A 16,524-nucleotide genomic window follows, 5' to 3' on the forward strand; every position below is an offset into this window, starting at 1 on the left:
AATACACGTTAGGCGATTTGATGAGTTAGATATTAGCTCATAAAGTCTGACAATTGCTGCATACTGGTATTAGCTAATGTTTGCATTGAGTCATGACTTGCCCAAGCTACATGTGGGGTCAGAATAAAGTTTTCTTCTTTACTCAGGTCTTGCAATAGGTGAGAGGACGGCATGGGTTCTACACTTGCGACATCAAACCCAGCGCCAGCAATTTGTTTGGTTTTAATAGCCCTTGCTAATGCGGCTTCGTCTACTAATCCACCCCTTCCTGTATTAATTAGTACGCAATTTGCTTTCATTTTGCTAAAAGCGTCATTATCAATCATGTGCTTATTATCATCAGTAAGAGGACAATGGAAACTGATGACATCCGCAATTTCTAGAGCGGTATCAAATGCGATATAGCCTTCTCTCACTTCGTGTGCATGTTTTCTTTCACTGAAAAACGTTTTCATACCAAACGCTTCTGCAATCTTTGCAACTTGGTTACCAAGTGCACCTTTACCAAAAATGACTAAATTGGAGCCAGCTAGGTCTGTGATAGGAAAGTCATGAAAACAAAAGTGATCAGATTTCTCCCAATCTCCATTCTTTGTTGCTTGGCTATAGGCAATGAGATTACGTTTAAGTGCCAGAAGGAGGCTAAATGTATGTTCAGGTACGCTATTAATTGAATACCCAGTAACATTTTTAACTAAGATATTATTTTGTTGGCAGTACTCAAGGTCTACATTATTTGTTCCAGTGGCTGTGACAAGGATAAGCTTAACACTGCTGGCTTGAGCTAAAATATCAGCGCTAAGTTGGACTTTATTAGAAAGCACGATATCAAAACCCTGAATACGTTCGAGCACTTGGTTTTTCTCTGTACTTGGGTATTCACGAACAGTCTCTAGTGTTGCTGGATAATCAAAGTTGATGCTGTCGGGGAAACTACCGCGGTCTAAAAAAACAGCTTTCATAGTATTTCCTTATTTTAATTCAAGAAGTGGCAAGACTTTAGGCATAATGTTTTCTAATACGAACGTTTGCCCTTGAGCATTTGGGTGAAGGCCATCATTAAGCATAAGGTCTTGATTTAGCGCGATATTATCTAGCATAAAGGGAACAAGTGAAACCTCTTCTTGTTTAGCAATGTCCTGATATAGTTGAAAAAAGGCAGTTGAATAGCGACGACCATAGTTTGGTGGTATTTGATTGCCAATTAATAGAACCTTCGCACCCGCAAGTTTGCTGGCTTGAATCATCTTTATAAGATTGCTTTTGGTGGTTTTTAAAGGGTAACCGCGTAGTGCATCGTTAGCGCCGAGCTCCAGAATAACGAGCTTTGGTTGTTCTTGAAGTAAAGAGGTTAACCTTGCTGCACCGCCTTGGGTTGTTTCACCACTGATACTTGCGTTAATAATGTTAATGCTTTTACCCTGTTGGTTAACTTCTTGTTCTAACAGGTGTACCCAACCACTTTCGACAGGGAGTTGGTAGGCAGCACTAAGACTGTCTCCAAGTACTAGAACGGTTGATGCCTGAGTGTAGGGTAAGAAAAGAGAGATAAGTGTTAAAAGAAATATTCGTAACAGTTTAAACATCATAATCGCCAATAATTGAAGAGTAAGTTTTATTTATGAATGATCCACAAGCAATTGCCATCAGAACCGATAATTTAATTCATAGTGTTGCAACCAGTGCTGGTGAACTATCCATATTGAAAGGTATTGATATGGAAATCAAGGAGGGTGAGTCTGTTGCAATTGTTGGCGCTTCTGGATCGGGTAAATCAACTTTACTTGGATTAATTGCAGGATTAGATGTGTGTTCAGGTGGCGAAGCTTACATTTATGATAAGGCTTTATCTAAGCTTGATGAAGAAGAAAGGGCACAATTAAGAGGACAATATGTGGGTTTTGTCTTTCAGTCTTTTCATTTATTACCAAGCTTAACCGCGCTTGAAAATGTCATGCTACCTGCAGAGCTTAGTGGTGATAATCAAGCTAAGGAAAAAGCACTTGGTTTTTTAGAGCAAGTTGGTTTGTCTCATCGTTTAAATCATTATCCGAGGCAACTTTCAGGAGGAGAGCAGCAACGTGTTGCTATTGCTAGGGCATTTGCTTCTGCTCCAAAAATACTTTTTGCAGATGAACCAACGGGTAATTTAGATGCTGAAACAGGCAAAGTCATCAGTGATCTGATCTTTGATCTTAATGAGTCTCTCGGAACAACTTTGGTTATGGTAACCCATGATGCAACCCTTGCTAAGCGTTGTCAGCGTCAACTTTCTATGAGCGCTGGTCGCTTAAGCGAGGCGTCATGAATTTAGCGCTGAGACTTTTATTAAGAGAGTTAAGAAATGGCGATGTGCTGACGTTAGCGCTTGCCCTTGTGTTATCAGTCGCGACAGTTACTGGTATTAGCTTATTCATAGATAGATTACAAAGTTCTTTTGAATTGCAATCAGCTACCTTGCTGGCAGCTGATAGGGTCGTACGAAGTCCTGAGGTTTTACCTATTCAATGGGAAGAAGAAGCTGAGTCTAAAGGGCTAGAAGTAGCAAACAGGGCTTGGTTTTCGACCATGGTGTTTACTGAATCTGGTTTACAGCTATCTCAAGTAAGTGCTGTAACTGAAGCTTATCCGTTAAGAGGTGAGTATCTAATTGATAGCACTCTATTTGGTACAGGAAAGGCGACGGATGCAGGCCCTAACACAGGTGAAGTTTGGGTATCTTCTCGTTTAGCAAGCTTAATTGATGTTGAAATAGGGAATAGCATTCAAATAGGTGAAGCTGACTTTGTGGTAACGGCTTACCTTGTACGAGATCCAGGTTCAACGGCTAGTGCATTTGCTATTGCACCAAGAGTGGTCATTAATTGGCAAGATCTCGATAAAACAGAAGTTATCCAGCCAGGTAGTAGAGTTCGTTATGCGTTGCTTATGGCTGGTATAGAAAGTCAGTTAGATGAAATGGAAGAATGGATTACGCCAAAACTAAGTGATAACCAAGAATGGCGTAGCCCAAGAGCGGGTGGCAGAGGTATAGGTGCAACAATTGATAGGGCTGAGTCTTTTCTATTGCTTGCAGGCACTTTGGCAGTGGTTATGGCTGGTGTTGCTATGGCATTGGCATCAAATCGCTATGTAAAAAGGCATTTAGCGCAAGTTGCTGTGATGAAAACTTTGGGCGCGACACCTAAAAAAGTAGCCTCAATTTTAATTTGGCAACTGATTTGTATTTTAGTCTTGGGTTCTATCGTTGGCCTTCTTTTAGGTTGGAGCGTTCAAGCATTTATAGCACTTTCTCTAGAGGCATTGTTATCGACTGCGTTACCTGAACCCGGTTTTGAGAAAATGTGTCTTGGCGTTGTAACAGGTTTAACATCATTAGTTGCTTTTTGTTTGCCATTAATGGTGCGCTTATTAGGTGTCTCACCTTTAAGTGTGCTGCAACCAATGGGGCGAATTGAGGGAAAAACAGCGCTGTTATATGCCTGTGGTTTCGTGGGTATGTTTGCTTTGATGGTAATATACACCCAAGGCATTTTGTTACCAAGCCTCATGGTATTGAGTATCTTATTAGTGTCTGCTTTGGTTGGTGTTATTGGTTTTATTCTATTCAAGTTAGGTCGGAAATTGACAACTGGCGCAACCAGTGGTTGGCAAATTGGTTTGGCAGCTCTTCATAGAAGGCTGCAGTCTAACTTATTTCAACTTTTGATTTTTACTCTCATTATCATGCTCGTACTTATTTTAACGGGTGTTAGAAGTAATTTGATTTCAGACTGGCAGTCTCAGCTTCCTGAAGGTGCGGCGAATCATTATTTATTTAATATTCAGCAGCAAGATGTTGAGCCTTTGCAATCAATGATGACAGGTCTTGAAATTGAAGAGTCTGACTGGTACCCAATGGTACTTGGGCGGGTTACTAAAGTGAATCAAGAAAAGGTTACTGACCTCTATGGTAAAAAAGAGGAAAGACCCGAAATGTTATCTAGAGAACTTAATTTAACTTGGACTGATGTAATTGGTGAAGACAATACGATACTCGAAGGTGTATTTAACCCTCTAGAAGATGGTTTCTCTATTGAATCAACCGCAGCTGAAGAGGCAGGGGTGAAACTTGGTGATGAAATAACGCTCTTTATTGGAGGGCGTGAGTACAGTCAAAAAGTCACCTCTATACGTAAGGTTGATTGGGGGAGTATGAGGCCAAACTTTTATCTTATTCTACCTAAAACGATTTTATCCGATTTTCCAGCGAATTATATTACTAGTGTGCATGTGACTGATGAAAGTAAGCAGGCGTTTTACAAAGGAATGGCAAATTATCCAACTGTCTCTCTATTGAATGTGGGTGATTTGATAGGGCAGATACAATTAATTATTGCGCAAGTTTCTCAAGCAATTCAGTTGTTGTTGGGCTTTATTGTTGCTTCAGGTGCTTTAGTACTAGTAGCAAGTATTAGAGCAAGTTTGGATGAAAGGTTAGAAGAAGGCGCCTTATTACGCACTTTGGGTGCAAGTAAGAGCTTAATTCGTCAGGCAATGCTGATAGAGTTTGGGTTTTTAGGCATATTTGCTGGCATTATTGCGGCAATGGCCGCGGAAGCTTGTTTGTTCGGGTTGCAGGTGTACTTATTTGAACTGAGTGCAAGTTTTCACCCTATCTTATGGCTGCTTGGGCCATTACTTGGATTTATAATAGTGACAAGTATCGGTTTGTTTGCGGGGAGAACTGTGCTAAAAGTGGCGCCTATGAGAATGTTGCAAGCCCTATAAGCTATGTCTGAGTTAACTGAAATTAATGGCTACATCCTTACTCGCCAGAGTAAGGATGTAGCTAATAAAATAGAAACCGCATTTTGGGTTAAAACTGATGCAGTTTGTTTGAAAGTGATTCCAGAAAAGCAGCAATGCATTTTTTTTGTATCTGTTCTTGCCTTGCCCTTGTTAGAAGGGCTTCCTTGCATAAAAATTATACAGAAATCTTATTTATCATTTTCAGAAGAGCCTCTTTATCTTATTTCTTGTGAAAGCTTACTGGTTCAATCCCAGGTTACTCTATTACTTGAAAAAAATGGTTTCCCTTATTATGAGCATGATGTAAGACCAGAAGACAGATACATCATGGAACGAGGTATTAAGGGAAAAGTAAAAATGCTTGGATATTTATCAGAGGATAAAAAAACTTTAACTCAAGCGCGCCTTTTACCTAGTAGATATGAACCGAACTGGCTTATTTGGTCATTAGATATCGAAACCTCAGTCTCACGTAATTGCATTCTATCGATTGCTATTGTTTGTGAAGAATATGAAGCCTGCTTTATCGTTTCAGATCGAAGCTTTGATGATGAAAGGGTCTTTCCTTGTAGTGATGAAAAAACTTTGTTACTCGAGTTTATGCGTTTTCAAAAGCAATATTCACCCGACATTATCATTGGCTGGAATCTTGTTGGGTTTGATTTAAATTTTATTGATCAAAGATGTCACTTTTATGGTTTAAAGCCAGGTTTTGGTGTTGATGGCCAGAATTGGAATATGCGTGGAAAAGAAGGTTCTTCAAGGCGTTTTATTCGTATTCCCGGGCGAGCAGTGTTAGATGGTATTGATCTCCTGAAAGTGGCTGGTTATCACTTTGATTCTTATAGCCTTGAAAATGTTAGTCGTGAGATTTTAGATGACGGGAAATTGATTCATGGTAGTCAGCGCTGGCAAGAAATAGAGAGGCTGCATCAAGAAGATCAAGAGAGTTTCATTGAATACAACTTGCAAGACTGTCGCTTAGTCTTGGGGATTTTCAAAAAACTAAATTTAATCGAGTTACAGCAAACACGCGTCGATTTAACTGGTATCCCATTTTCTCAAACTGGTGGTTCGGTACAAGCGTTTGAAAATCAATACCTTCCTCTGTTACATCAACAGGGACGAGCTGCGCCTAATTATTCAAAAGACCCATTTATTGCAAGCCCTGGTGGCTTTGTTATGTCATCCGTGCCTGGCTTGTATAAAAATGTATTGGTATTTGATTTTAAAAGCCTATATCCCAGTATTATTCGCACTTTTTTGGTCGATCCTTTAGCTAGGGTTAAGCAATCAGGCGAAAGGGTGGAGGGGTTTCTTGGTGCAAGTTATTCGAAAGATGCCCCCATATTGCCTAACTTAATCAGTGAGCTATCTTCAGCAAGGGAAGAAGCAAAAGCAACTGACAACGATATACTAAGTTATGCCATCAAAATTATCATGAATTCGTTTTATGGGGTTTTAGGTTCAAACTTATGTCGTTTTTATCACCCTGAGCTTGCAAGTTCTATTACTATGCGTGGGCACGAGATTCTAAATCAAACTCGCAAGTGGTTCGAGCAAGCAAATGCCAAGGTAATATATGGTGATACTGATTCATTGTTTATTACTTTTGATAATGAAAATTTATCTTCAACAGAAGTAAAGTTTAAGGGAGATGTGCTCTGTAAAGAAATAAATCAGAAGTGGGTATTGTTCTGCAGGGAGAATTATCAAATTGACTGCTACCTAGAGCTAGAGTTTGAAAGAACCTATGAAAGATTTTTTATGCCGACGATTAGAGGGCAGGTTGAAGGTAGTAAAAAGCGATATGCAGGTCTTGCTAATGATGAGCTTATCTTTAAAGGGCTAGAAGCCGTAAGAAGTGATTGGACGCCATTTGCTCGTTATTTTCAGAAAGCTTTATTTAAGCGAATTTTTAATGATGAATCTCCTGTATCATTTGTTAAACAAGTTGTAGAAGAGCTTTATCAAGGTAAGTACGATAATCAGCTTGTCTATCAAAAGCGCCTTTCAAGACCTCTATGTGAATATACTAAAGTGACACCTCCACATGTAAGGGCGGCTAAGATTGCAGATCAGAGGCGAATACAATTAGGGGTTAAGCCCGAATTTTCATTAGGTCGTCAAAGTGTGCAATATTATTACTCTGTTCAGGGCGTGCAGCCATTTGCTGAGGAAGGGGACTTAGATAATATTGATTATGACCATTATTTAGAAAAGCAAATAGAACCTATTGCTGACAGTGTATTATCTTTGTTTGGAACTGACTTGGCGAGCTTAACAACGCCTCAGTTGGGTTTGTTGTAATCTGATTTTTTAAAAATATGCTATTTAGTTATGCAAGATATGAGAGCGTTATTTGTCTTAATCTTGATAAAAAGATTGATTAACGCTTTAAAACTGAGATAGATTGCATTGAAGGTAATAACTTGGTGACAAAGGAATGACATTTGCTAACGTACGAGTAGCGTTATTGGTGTTTTTTTTATTTGCTGTGCTAGTTTTGGTTTGGGCGGTAAATGAGCATAGGATTAGTAAGTCAAATATCGAGTATGCTTCGGATTATCAGGTATACATTTCTGAAAATGAAAACTTAGCTTTTCATGATATTCTAAATTTGCCACAAAGCGATTGGCAAAACCTACTGCAGAAGTCTAATTCACTTTCTTTTGGTTATTCGACCGCTTCTCATTGGATTAAATTACCCCTTAAAAATCAGATAAAGAAGGGGCAGTTCTTGGTTGTTAATTACTCATTACTTGATGAAATCGACTTTTATCAAGTAATGAAAGAAGGTGAAACACTAAAGATAGAGACAGGTGATGCTCGCCCTTTTGATAATAGGTTGGTTAAAGTCTCAAATTTTGCTTTTCCTATTGACGCTCAATCACAGGGTTCAACTTTATTCATTAGAGTGAAAAGCAGTGGTACTTTAAAGGTTCCCTTATACTTTGAGCAATATGAAGATTTGATTCAGGCGGAAGCAGCCGAAAATCTATATTCTGGTGCTTTTGCAGGTTATATGGGCTTAATGATCTTAATGAGCCTTATTATTGTTGCCATTAGTGGCGATAAGAATTATTTGCTTTACGGTGTTTATGTGTTGGCAAGTTTGGGGCTCACTCTAAATTTGCATGGCTTATTATTCCGTTGGCTTTGGTCTGGATCTCCCGAGTGGAATCAAGTCTCAACTAATCTCTTTTCTTATACCCTTATTTATTTTCAGCTCGTTTTTGTATGTCGTTATATTAAACTAGAAAATAGCAGGATAAAGGTGCTTTCTGATGTACTTAAAATGCTTGCCATGGTTGGCTTGCTGATTTCTCTTGTACCGCAATGGTATATGCCATTAAGTAAAATTAGTGGAATATTTATCCTTTTAACCAACCTTTTTTGTCTTTTTCTTGCGGTTGATTACTGCCGTAAAAACAAGAGTAGGTTGAGAGGTGAGTTATATTTTGCTATGGCTTGGCTTGTAATGGCTCTTGGTGTGAGTGTTGTTGTACTTGGAGTCTTTGGAATATTGCCCTCAACCCCTATTGTTAATAACGCTAACATGATCGCTTCTGTTCTGGAGGTTTTCTTTTTAACAACAGCCATGGTATGTCGTTTTGAAAGCGAGAGGCAAGCTCGTATTGAGGCGACTTTACAAAGTCATAAGGAAGCCGAGCAGAGAGTGCATATTGAAAAACATATGTTATTCCAAGCGACTCACGATTCAGTTTCGCACCTACCTAAAAAAGACGTGTTACTAGCTAACTGGCCAAAGTTGAGTGCCGAAGTGCCTTCTGATCATAGTGCCAGTGCTGTTTTGATTCATTTTGAAGGCTATTATGGGCAAGTATTGTCGTTTGGTCAGCAAGTTGCTGAAGCTATGGTGCATGAGTTGCACGATAGAGTAAGGCGATTACTTGGTAATAAGTCTCAATATTTAAAGCTTGATTACCAGTGGAGCCAAGATAGGGCTGTGGTATTGGACTCATTAGATTTATGTCTAATTTTAATTAGCCCGAAAGAGTATGACATTAGTGAAGAGCTTAATTGGTTGCATAATAGTCTAAGTGGTCCATTTAATTATGAGAATATGTTTTTAGATATTGAATTAACGATTGGTGTCAGTAAACTGCATGACTCAGAAAAAGTAGACCGTGTAATAAGGCGTGCACAAGTTGCTTCTAAAGAAGCATCACAAAGGCGTTTAAAAGTGTTACATTACCATAACAAATTAGGCCAAGACCCTGAATTAACAGGGATTATAATGTCTAAATTGAAAATGGCATTAGACCAAGGTCGATTACAGCTTGCATTTCAGCCACAGGTAAATACTCATAATGGGAGTTTATTTGGTGTTGAGGCCTTGGTTCGTTGGAAGGATGATGAGTATGGTTGGATTCCTCCTGATGTCTTTGTGCCTATAGCTGAGCAGTGTCGATTAATTACACCTTTGACTGCATTTGTAGTGAAAGAATCGTGTGCTTTTTATCAAAGATTTTATCAAGAGACTGGTCAGGAAATTGCTATATCAATAAATTTATCGGCTAGAAACCTATCTGATGAATTTTTGATACAAGAAGTCTCAAGTATTATTGAGAAATATCGTGTTCCACCAAGGTTAGTTACTTTTGAGGTGACAGAAACTGCTATCATTGGTGATATAGAAAAAAGTCGTAATGCCCTTGAGGATCTTTTGGACTTGGGGGTTAAGATGGCGCTGGATGACTTTGGAACGGGTTATTCTTCTTTAGTGTATCTTAAAGAGTTGCCTTTTACTGAATTGAAAATTGACAAAGGATTTTTAGTTAAGGATGACAAGGCACAACACAATGCAAGTCTCGTCGAAGCAGCGGTGATGCTAGGTAAGGCTTTGAATATGGAAGTGATAGCAGAAGGTGTTGAAAGTCTCGAAATGGCTGAACAGCTTGCAGGCTATGGCTGCCAACTTTGCCAAGGTTTTTATTTTGCGAAACCTATGTCAGAGACAGATTTTGGATTGTGGTACAAAGGATATGACAATAAACGGAATATTATTGGAACAAAACATGAAATCACCTATGAAACGTGAACTAACTCTAGATAGATTACGCATGTCTGCGCAAACTATGATCTTACAATCTAATTGGAATGAAGTGGGCGTTCAGGACATTGCTAAGTTGGCAAATGTTAGTATTGGCACCTTTTATAACTATTTTGATAGTAAAGATGCCGCTTTGGATGACCTTAAAAAAGTATTGAGTGATGTCTTGTATCACGATCTTGATGCTTTATTAAAAGTAGAGATGGATCCAGTTTCGCAATTAACCTTGCTTATTAAATACTTTTTTGAGCTTGCGAATTCAAAAGCTGTATGGGCTCAGTATATTTTAGGTGGTACTGAGTTCTCTGATCGTCTTGAGCCTGGTGTGGATCAACTTTTATCACCCATTTTACAAGCAGGCAAAGCAAAAGGGCTATTCTCTATAGAAGTTGATGAAGTTGTTGTAGACTTTGTTGAAAAGGGTATGTTCGGTTTGCTAAGGCAAGCGCTGGAAAATCAGGACAGAGGTCAAGAAATTGCAGTAAGCTGTGCTGAACTTGTATTAAGATTAGTAGGTGTTCCTCCTACTATTTCGAAAGATGCAGCTAAAAAAGTATGTCCTTGTACACCATTATATACTTTACCTGTTTCTGTTTTATCACTAAACCAAACTAAAAATGACTATGCATAAAGCGTTACCAGAAGTTGTTTTATATGGAACACTAGGGTGTCATCTTTGTGATGATGCTCTTGCCTTAGGAAGGGCTGCTCTTCCTAAGGATGTTTCAATAAAACAAATAGATATTGTTGAAAATGAAAGCTTGATGAGTGCCATGGCGACGAGGATTCCTGTCATGAAGCTTGGCGATCAAGAGCTAAATTGGCCTTTTGAGGCGAGTGATATTCAGAAAATCTGGCGTCAGCACTCACCAAAGCGTCGCTATTTACTCTAAATTAAGGTTTAAATTGAAAAGCTTTTCTGTGTTTTGACGGCTTGCCTGAATTAATTCATCGTCTGACAGATTAAGTTGATTCGCAATTTGAGTTGCTATGTGAGGTAAAAATTTAGGGTGATTCTTTTTAGGTCTTGGTCTAAGTGTTCTTGGTAGCAAGTAAGGTGAATCAGTCTCGATCAAGATTTTATCTTGAGGTATGTACTTGATTGCTTCTTGAAGGTCTTGTCCTCTTCGTTCATCACAAACCCAGCCAGTGATTCCAATATAAAGCCCTAAATCTAGATAACGCTTCAATGTGTTTTTATTTGCTGTAAAGCAGTGTAATACCCCATGTACTTCGCTTGAAAAGTGAGATTTTAAAATGTTGATTAAGGTTTCTTCAGCATCTCTTTCATGGAGGTATAAGGGGGATTTTAACTCTTTAGCAAGTTGGATTTGTTCGTTAAAAGCGATTATTTGGTTATCTTGAGTTGAGTAATTACGGTTAAAATCGAGGCCAGTCTCACCAATAGCAACTGCTTTTGTGCTCGCTTTATGTAAAGCAGTGATCCTATTTGCTGAATCTAGGTTCCATGAATCTGCATGATGAGGGTGACAGCCTAATGTAATGTAGATGCCATCAAATTTTTTTACAAGCTCAAAAAGCTGCTCGCTTTCTTCAATATTCGACGCGATTGCTATTATGTTGCTAACACCTGCTAGTTGCCAGTCAATCATGTTTTGCTCAAGGTTGTTGAGCAAAGAGGGGTGAGTAAGGTTTACGCCAATATCTATCATTAAAACTGCAACTCTTTTGCTTGTTTGATGCTTTCAATATAAAGCGACTTCATTTCTGCTTTATCAAGACCTGCTTGTGTTAAAGCTTCCAAGGGGAGGCTTTCCCACTGCCCACGTTCGTATTGTTGAACCATTTTAAGAGTGTTTCCAAGGGGACCTTTAAACTGAGTAAGTGCAAGAGACAAATTCTTATCAAGAGGTATTTCATTTAATAGCTGCTCTATGCTTTCACCAAAAAAAGAAGGAAGGTATGAGAATAGACCAACTATAAAAGCATGAGCTTCACCTGGGTAAAGCTTTTTAGCTACTTGCTGGCAAAACATTGCTCTGGTGAGGGCCATTTGACACAAGCAGTCAGGTTTACCATCAATAGCGTTAAAAACAGCCATGCTAAACCATTTCATTACATCCCTAAGGCCTATTACTTCTAGCGCTCTTTGAACACTTGATACTTGGAAGTTTTGATAGCTGGGTGCTCGTTTAGTAAGTTTTATTATTTTGTAAGCTAAAGTAGCGTCTTTTTCAATGATGGCTGCTAATTCGTTAATATTACTGTTAGCTTCATTTACCTTGGCAAGGAACTCAATAACAAGTGCTTTATATAAATGTGTTTTCTTGCCATGAATATCTTCTTTTGCAGTATGGAAGTTGCCTGAAAAGAGGGTTATCTTTGGTATCTGTTGTGCGGCATCATTATGCTGGCTTAGATTGATCTGATTGGCGAGTAAACAGACATCTTTATAGAAAGAGTCGTCAAGCAACTTAATTGTGTTACGTAAACCCATTTCTTTAAGGTTAAATTTAACATAACTAATGTAAGGCATAATTGCTAAAGGAACAGATTCAGGAGTTGCATTAATTAAACCGAGTTTATAGCCATCTTCATGTAATAATGCGATATGTTCGATTAGACTGTCTGGAAAGGGTGACGGGGCCCTAAAAAAAAGTACATAATTATCTAAGGAAAAAGCGGGCGGTTTTAATAACACATCAATGCTAATGTCAATGAAGGCTTTTGTGTTATTAGTTACAATATCAAGATCAAGGTCCGTGATTAACGTGTGTAATAGGTTGTTACTACTTTCTAAATCAGAAAGTTTATTGTCAGGATAAAGGATTGAATAGGCTTCAATATGTCCTTTTCTATTTAAAATGGCTTGTCGTGCAAGCAGCACGGATTGTTCTTGCATGAAAATGTCTCAAATATAGTGGTCAATAACTAAATAAGTACTGTAACAGCTTACGCAATTCAATATCATGTTTATAATAAACACAATGCTAGATTTAATAACTTTGGAGTAACGCATGGCGGGAATGTTAGAAGCCGTAGATCAGAGGACGCAACTTGTAGGGGAAAATAGATTAGAGTTGCTCATGTTTCGCCTCAATGGAATGCAACTTTTTGCAATCAATGTGTTTAAAGTACAAGAGGTAGTGCAGCTACCGAAACTTAATCTAATGCCACAGCGTCATCCTTCTGTCGGCGGAGTTACTCATTTCCGTGGTAAAACAATTCCTGTAATTGATTTGTCACAGGCAATTGGGCTGCGTCCTCTTTCTGATGAACAAACCTGTAATTTAATTGTATCAGAGTACAATAACTCCATTCAGGGGTTCATGGTTGGTGAAGTAGACCGAATTATCAATATGAACTGGAATGAGATTCTTCCACCACCAGACGGTGTAGGACGTCAAAATTATTTAACGGCGATTACTAAAGTAAATGAACGTATTGTTGAAATCATTGATGTTGAGAAAGTGTTGGCTGAAATATCTCCATACGATAGTCGTATCAGTGATGAAATTATTGATAAAGACCTTCTTTCATTAGCTAAAGGGCTTGAGGTTCTAGTTGTAGATGACTCTTCGGTTGGTCTTCACCAATGTCAGATAACTTTAGATTCTTTGGGGATTAAGGTTCATACAGCAACAGATGGTAAGAAAGGTCTGGAGATGCTTAAGAAATGGGCTGCTGATAACGAAGATGTGCCTAATAAGCTGCTGATGATGATTACTGATGCTGAAATGCCTGAGATGGATGGTTATCGATTAACGAAAGAAGTGCGTGATGATCCAAGGCTTAAAGACCTTTACATTGTTTTGCATACTTCATTAAGTGGCAGTTTTAATAAAGCTATGGTCCAAAAGGTTGGTTGTAATGATTACTTGTCTAAATTTCAGCCAGATAAGTTGGCGGCCATCGTACAAGATAGAATTAGAGATGTTGTGAGTCGTGACTGATTTTATTAAGTGTTAATGAAATAAGGCAGCATTCGCTGCCTTATTTTTTGTGTTGGAGAAAAGTTTGGATTTACTTTGGTTACTGCCTCTTGTTTTTGTGCTTGCGTTAATATCGGGTGTTTATTACAAGTTAAACCGTGTGAGCTTGTCATTAATCCTTATTCCGGGAATGTTGGGGTTTGAGTCTTTATTGCCGGTAAGTGTTGAAGATTCATTATTAATTTTAATTGCCTCTTGCTTGGCTGCAAGTTTGCCTTTTTGTGTTTTATCTTTTGTGTCGGCCGCGAAAAATTTTAAAGGGGACTTTGAGGTGGTTCCAAGGTTTGCAACAAGAGTTAGCTTAAGTTCAATTTTAATTGCACAAATTTTAGGTATTGTTCCATCAATCTATGTTTACAGCTTCTATTGCATTCTTTTAGCTTTATTTGCAATGTCATTGATTTTAGGTCCATACCTTAACAGGGAAAAGTATTTTCAAGAGAGCTTTAGTGGTCGTTTTTGGTATCTTTCGCTACTTTCTTTGCCGTTAGGGGCGGCTGGAATGGAATGGCGAAAGGTTTTACCTATCAAATCTAATGCAGAAGGGTTTGACTACTTTTTGACCTTAAGCATGTTTGTTGTTTTTCCTGCCTTACTAGGCTTCGTTTTTCCTGCATTACCAGTTACAGTTTTTGAATCACAGCAATGGCAGCAAAACTGGATGATTGGTTATATATGCTGGCCGCTATCAATTCTAGTATTTTGCGGTTCTTACATTGGAAATGCTTTGGTTAAAAACACGCAGAACCAAACTGATAAAGCATGGTTGCACTATATACTCGCTCTATTTCTTCTTGCCATCGTAATTAGAAGTATTATCACTTAGCCCTTTGCTTGTTTATGAGAGAATTCGCGTGATAAAATTAACTGTAATTATATACATGAGTTAATTCTTTCGAGTGCGTGTTAGTCACTTGATGATATTTCTTTGTTTGAATCTAAATTGGATATTAAATGACTGAAAATAAACCAGATTTTGGTGTTCTTCTTGTAAACTTGGGAACCCCTGATGCACCTACTGCAAAAGCAGTAAAAAAGTATCTAAGAGAGTTTTTATCAGACCCTAGAGTAGTTGATTTAACTCCCTTAATTTGGAAGCCCATTTTAAATCTAGTTATTTTAAATATCAGGCCGAAGAAAGTTGCCGAACTGTATGAAAAAGTTTGGTTTGATGACGGTTCTCCTCTCTTGGTTTTAGGTAAACGTTTAGCTCAGAAACTGGCTGCTAACTTTGAAGAAGCGGGGCAAAACATTCCTATCGTGAATGCAATGACATACGGTAATCCAAGTATTACTGATGGCATAGCAGACTTACGTAAGCAAGGTGTTGAGAATATAGTCATATTGCCTATGTATCCTCAGTTCTCTGGTACAACAACTGCGGCTGTATATGATGCGGTTTTTAAATCTCTTTCTAAGAGCTCAGACTGGCCATCTCTTCACTTTATTCGTGATTATGCAAATCAGCCACTGTATATCAAAGCATTAGCGAATAGTGTCCGTAATCAGTGGCAAATCCAAGGTGAAAAGCGCCACTTGTTATTCTCATATCATGGCATCCCTAAGCGCTACGTTACTAACGGTGATCCATATGAGAAACACTGTAATGAAACAAGCGAATTGGTTGCTAAAGAATTGGGTCTATCTCCTTCAGAGTGGACTCACTCTTATCAATCTAGGTTTGGGCGTGAAGAATGGTTACAGCCTTATGCAGATGAAACACTTAAGACGCTGGCTCAAGGTGGTGTTAAGTCGCTGAATGTTATTAGCCCAGCCTTTGCTGTTGATTGTTTAGAAACACTTGAAGAGATTTGTTTTGAGTTAAAAGAAGTGTTTGAAGAGGCGGGTGGTGAAAAGTATGACTATATTTTTGCTCTAAATGATAATGATGATCATGCGGCTCTTTATCGCGAACTGATACTGAAAAATTCTAGCCAATGGTGTTCTGATAAATGAGTCAAACTGATAATAAATATGCCATCTCAACAATCGCTTTTGATGCTGATGATACCTTGTGGCGAAATGAAGAAATTTTTATGAAGGCACAAGAAACCTTTATTAATATGCTAACTGAATATCATGATGAGGCATATATATCATCTCATCTAGCTGAGATTCAGGTTAGAAATTTGTCATTGTTTGGGTATGGGATAAAAGGTTTCACTCTTTCTATGATTGAAACGGCAATTGAGTTATCCGAAGGGCGTATTAGAGGTCATGAAATTCATGACATTATTACTTTGGCTAAAGACATGGTTGCAGCTCCGATTCATCTTTTACCTCATGTGGTTGATACTGTAAAAGCTTTAAAAGGCAAGTATCAGCTTATGGTGATTACTAAAGGTGATTTGCTGGATCAAGAAGGTAAACTTGCTCGATCTGGAATCGCAGATTTGTTTGATTACATTGAAATAGTATCAGAAAAGAAGCCATCCTCTTATCAGGATATCTTAACGCGTTACCAGATTCCAAAAGAGTCGTTTTTAATGCTTGGTAATTCTATGCGATCAGATGTATTACCTTTATTGGATATTGGTGTTAAAGCGATACATGTTCCATACCATAGTACTTGGGCGCATGAGCAAGTTGATGAGAGTGAACTGACTGCTTACGGTGAAATTGAAACATTTGAAAATATTTCAGAACTTTTGCCTTGGTTAGCCAAAAATGCTTAGTTATGACATTGAACAATTAGAGGTTGGC

14 protein-coding genes are annotated in these 16,524 nt (G+C 38.4%); 10 read left to right on the plus strand and 4 right to left on the minus strand.

Going from position 1 to position 16,524, the window contains the following annotated elements; translation table 11 throughout:
• Window positions 1–32 precede the first annotated feature (32 nt).
• Window positions 33–962: a D-2-hydroxyacid dehydrogenase gene (locus OA91_RS02615; protein ID WP_063337037.1), complete on the minus strand. Its 930-nt coding sequence runs from the start codon at window positions 960–962 to the stop codon at window positions 33–35.
• A gap of 9 nt (window positions 963–971) precedes the next feature.
• Entirely contained in the window at window positions 972–1,586 is a 615-nt protein-coding gene (locus tag OA91_RS02620; RefSeq protein ID WP_157203777.1) for an arylesterase, read from the minus strand.
• 35 nt (window positions 1,587–1,621) lie between these two features.
• Here OA91_RS02620 and OA91_RS02625 point away from each other — a divergent pair, with 35 nt between their 5' ends.
• From OA91_RS02625 to OA91_RS02650, 6 genes are all read left to right on the plus strand, one after another.
• Window positions 1,622–2,308: an ABC transporter ATP-binding protein gene (locus OA91_RS02625; protein ID WP_046017216.1), complete on the plus strand. Its 687-nt coding sequence runs from the start codon at window positions 1,622–1,624 to the stop codon at window positions 2,306–2,308.
• Complete coding sequence (locus OA91_RS02630) at window positions 2,305–4,770, plus strand: ABC transporter permease (protein WP_063337039.1); 2,466 nt, start codon at window positions 2,305–2,307, stop codon at window positions 4,768–4,770. The genes OA91_RS02625 and OA91_RS02630 overlap by 4 nt, the downstream gene beginning before the upstream one ends.
• Window positions 4,771–4,773: 3 nt before the next feature.
• The gene (locus OA91_RS02635) at window positions 4,774–7,101 is read left to right on the plus strand and encodes a DNA polymerase II (protein ID WP_063337040.1); all 2,328 of its coding nucleotides are present in this window, start codon (window positions 4,774–4,776) and stop codon (window positions 7,099–7,101) included.
• Between the two features lie 136 nt (window positions 7,102–7,237).
• A complete protein-coding gene (locus OA91_RS02640; protein WP_063337041.1) occupies window positions 7,238–9,856 on the plus strand; it encodes an EAL domain-containing protein in 2,619 nt (872 codons plus the stop codon).
• Window positions 9,834–10,499 (plus strand): TetR/AcrR family transcriptional regulator, encoded by a 666-nt coding sequence (locus OA91_RS02645; protein ID WP_063337042.1) that lies wholly within the window; start codon window positions 9,834–9,836, stop codon window positions 10,497–10,499. Before OA91_RS02640 ends, OA91_RS02645 begins: the two co-directional genes overlap by 23 nt.
• Complete coding sequence (locus tag OA91_RS02650; protein WP_063337043.1) at window positions 10,492–10,761, plus strand: glutaredoxin family protein; 270 nt, start codon at window positions 10,492–10,494, stop codon at window positions 10,759–10,761. Before OA91_RS02645 ends, OA91_RS02650 begins: the two co-directional genes overlap by 8 nt.
• Here the strand turns inward: OA91_RS02650 and OA91_RS02655 are convergent.
• Together OA91_RS02655 and OA91_RS02660 are read right to left on the minus strand one after the other, a co-directional pair.
• Window positions 10,753–11,541 (minus strand): TatD family hydrolase, encoded by a 789-nt coding sequence (locus tag OA91_RS02655; protein WP_063337044.1) that lies wholly within the window; start codon window positions 11,539–11,541, stop codon window positions 10,753–10,755. The genes OA91_RS02650 and OA91_RS02655 overlap by 9 nt on opposite strands.
• Window positions 11,541–12,731, minus strand: a complete 1,191-nt coding sequence (locus OA91_RS02660; protein WP_063337045.1) for an EAL and HDOD domain-containing protein — start codon at window positions 12,729–12,731, stop codon at window positions 11,541–11,543. The genes OA91_RS02655 and OA91_RS02660 overlap by 1 nt, the downstream gene beginning before the upstream one ends.
• A gap of 115 nt (window positions 12,732–12,846) precedes the next feature.
• Here OA91_RS02660 and OA91_RS02665 point away from each other — a divergent pair, with 115 nt between their 5' ends.
• The 4 genes from OA91_RS02665 (at window position 12,847) to OA91_RS02680 (ending at window position 16,496) form a co-directional block, all read left to right on the plus strand.
• Entirely contained in the window at window positions 12,847–13,782 is a 936-nt protein-coding gene (locus OA91_RS02665) for a chemotaxis protein CheV (RefSeq protein WP_046017224.1), read from the plus strand.
• 64 nt (window positions 13,783–13,846) lie between these two features.
• Complete coding sequence (locus OA91_RS02670; RefSeq protein WP_063337046.1) at window positions 13,847–14,647, plus strand: hypothetical protein; 801 nt, start codon at window positions 13,847–13,849, stop codon at window positions 14,645–14,647.
• Between the two features lie 128 nt (window positions 14,648–14,775).
• Window positions 14,776–15,777, plus strand: coding sequence for a ferrochelatase (hemH, locus tag OA91_RS02675; RefSeq protein ID WP_063337047.1), 1,002 nt, complete (start codon window positions 14,776–14,778; stop codon window positions 15,775–15,777).
• Window positions 15,774–16,496, plus strand: a complete 723-nt coding sequence (locus tag OA91_RS02680; protein ID WP_046017227.1) for an HAD family hydrolase — start codon at window positions 15,774–15,776, stop codon at window positions 16,494–16,496. Before hemH ends, OA91_RS02680 begins: the two co-directional genes overlap by 4 nt.
• Window positions 16,497–16,524 lie beyond the last annotated feature (28 nt).

The organism is Marinomonas sp. SBI8L (genome assembly GCF_001624705.1).
Lineage (GTDB): Bacteria > Pseudomonadota > Gammaproteobacteria > Pseudomonadales > Marinomonadaceae > Marinomonas.

Excerpts from the sequence above, each read along its gene's own strand:
- OA91_RS02615 (WP_063337037.1), bottom strand. The coding sequence starts at position 962 with ATGAAAGCTGTTTTTTTAGACCGCGGTAGTTTCCCCGACAGCATCAAC.
- OA91_RS02620 (WP_157203777.1), bottom strand. The coding sequence starts at position 1,586 with ATGTTTAAACTGTTACGAATATTTCTTTTAACACTTATCTCTCTTTTC.
- OA91_RS02625 (WP_046017216.1), top strand. The coding sequence starts at position 1,622 with ATGAATGATCCACAAGCAATTGCCATCAGAACCGATAATTTAATTCAT.
- OA91_RS02630 (WP_063337039.1), top strand. The coding sequence starts at position 2,305 with ATGAATTTAGCGCTGAGACTTTTATTAAGAGAGTTAAGAAATGGCGAT.
- OA91_RS02635 (WP_063337040.1), top strand. The coding sequence starts at position 4,774 with ATGTCTGAGTTAACTGAAATTAATGGCTACATCCTTACTCGCCAGAGT.
- OA91_RS02640 (WP_063337041.1), top strand. The coding sequence starts at position 7,238 with ATGACATTTGCTAACGTACGAGTAGCGTTATTGGTGTTTTTTTTATTT.
- OA91_RS02645 (WP_063337042.1), top strand. The coding sequence starts at position 9,834 with ATGAAATCACCTATGAAACGTGAACTAACTCTAGATAGATTACGCATG.
- OA91_RS02650 (WP_063337043.1), top strand. The coding sequence starts at position 10,492 with ATGCATAAAGCGTTACCAGAAGTTGTTTTATATGGAACACTAGGGTGT.
- OA91_RS02655 (WP_063337044.1), bottom strand. The coding sequence starts at position 11,541 with ATGATAGATATTGGCGTAAACCTTACTCACCCCTCTTTGCTCAACAAC.
- OA91_RS02660 (WP_063337045.1), bottom strand. The coding sequence starts at position 12,731 with ATGCAAGAACAATCCGTGCTGCTTGCACGACAAGCCATTTTAAATAGA.
- OA91_RS02665 (WP_046017224.1), top strand. The coding sequence starts at position 12,847 with ATGGCGGGAATGTTAGAAGCCGTAGATCAGAGGACGCAACTTGTAGGG.
- hemH (WP_063337047.1), top strand. The coding sequence starts at position 14,776 with ATGACTGAAAATAAACCAGATTTTGGTGTTCTTCTTGTAAACTTGGGA.
- OA91_RS02680 (WP_046017227.1), top strand. The coding sequence starts at position 15,774 with ATGAGTCAAACTGATAATAAATATGCCATCTCAACAATCGCTTTTGAT.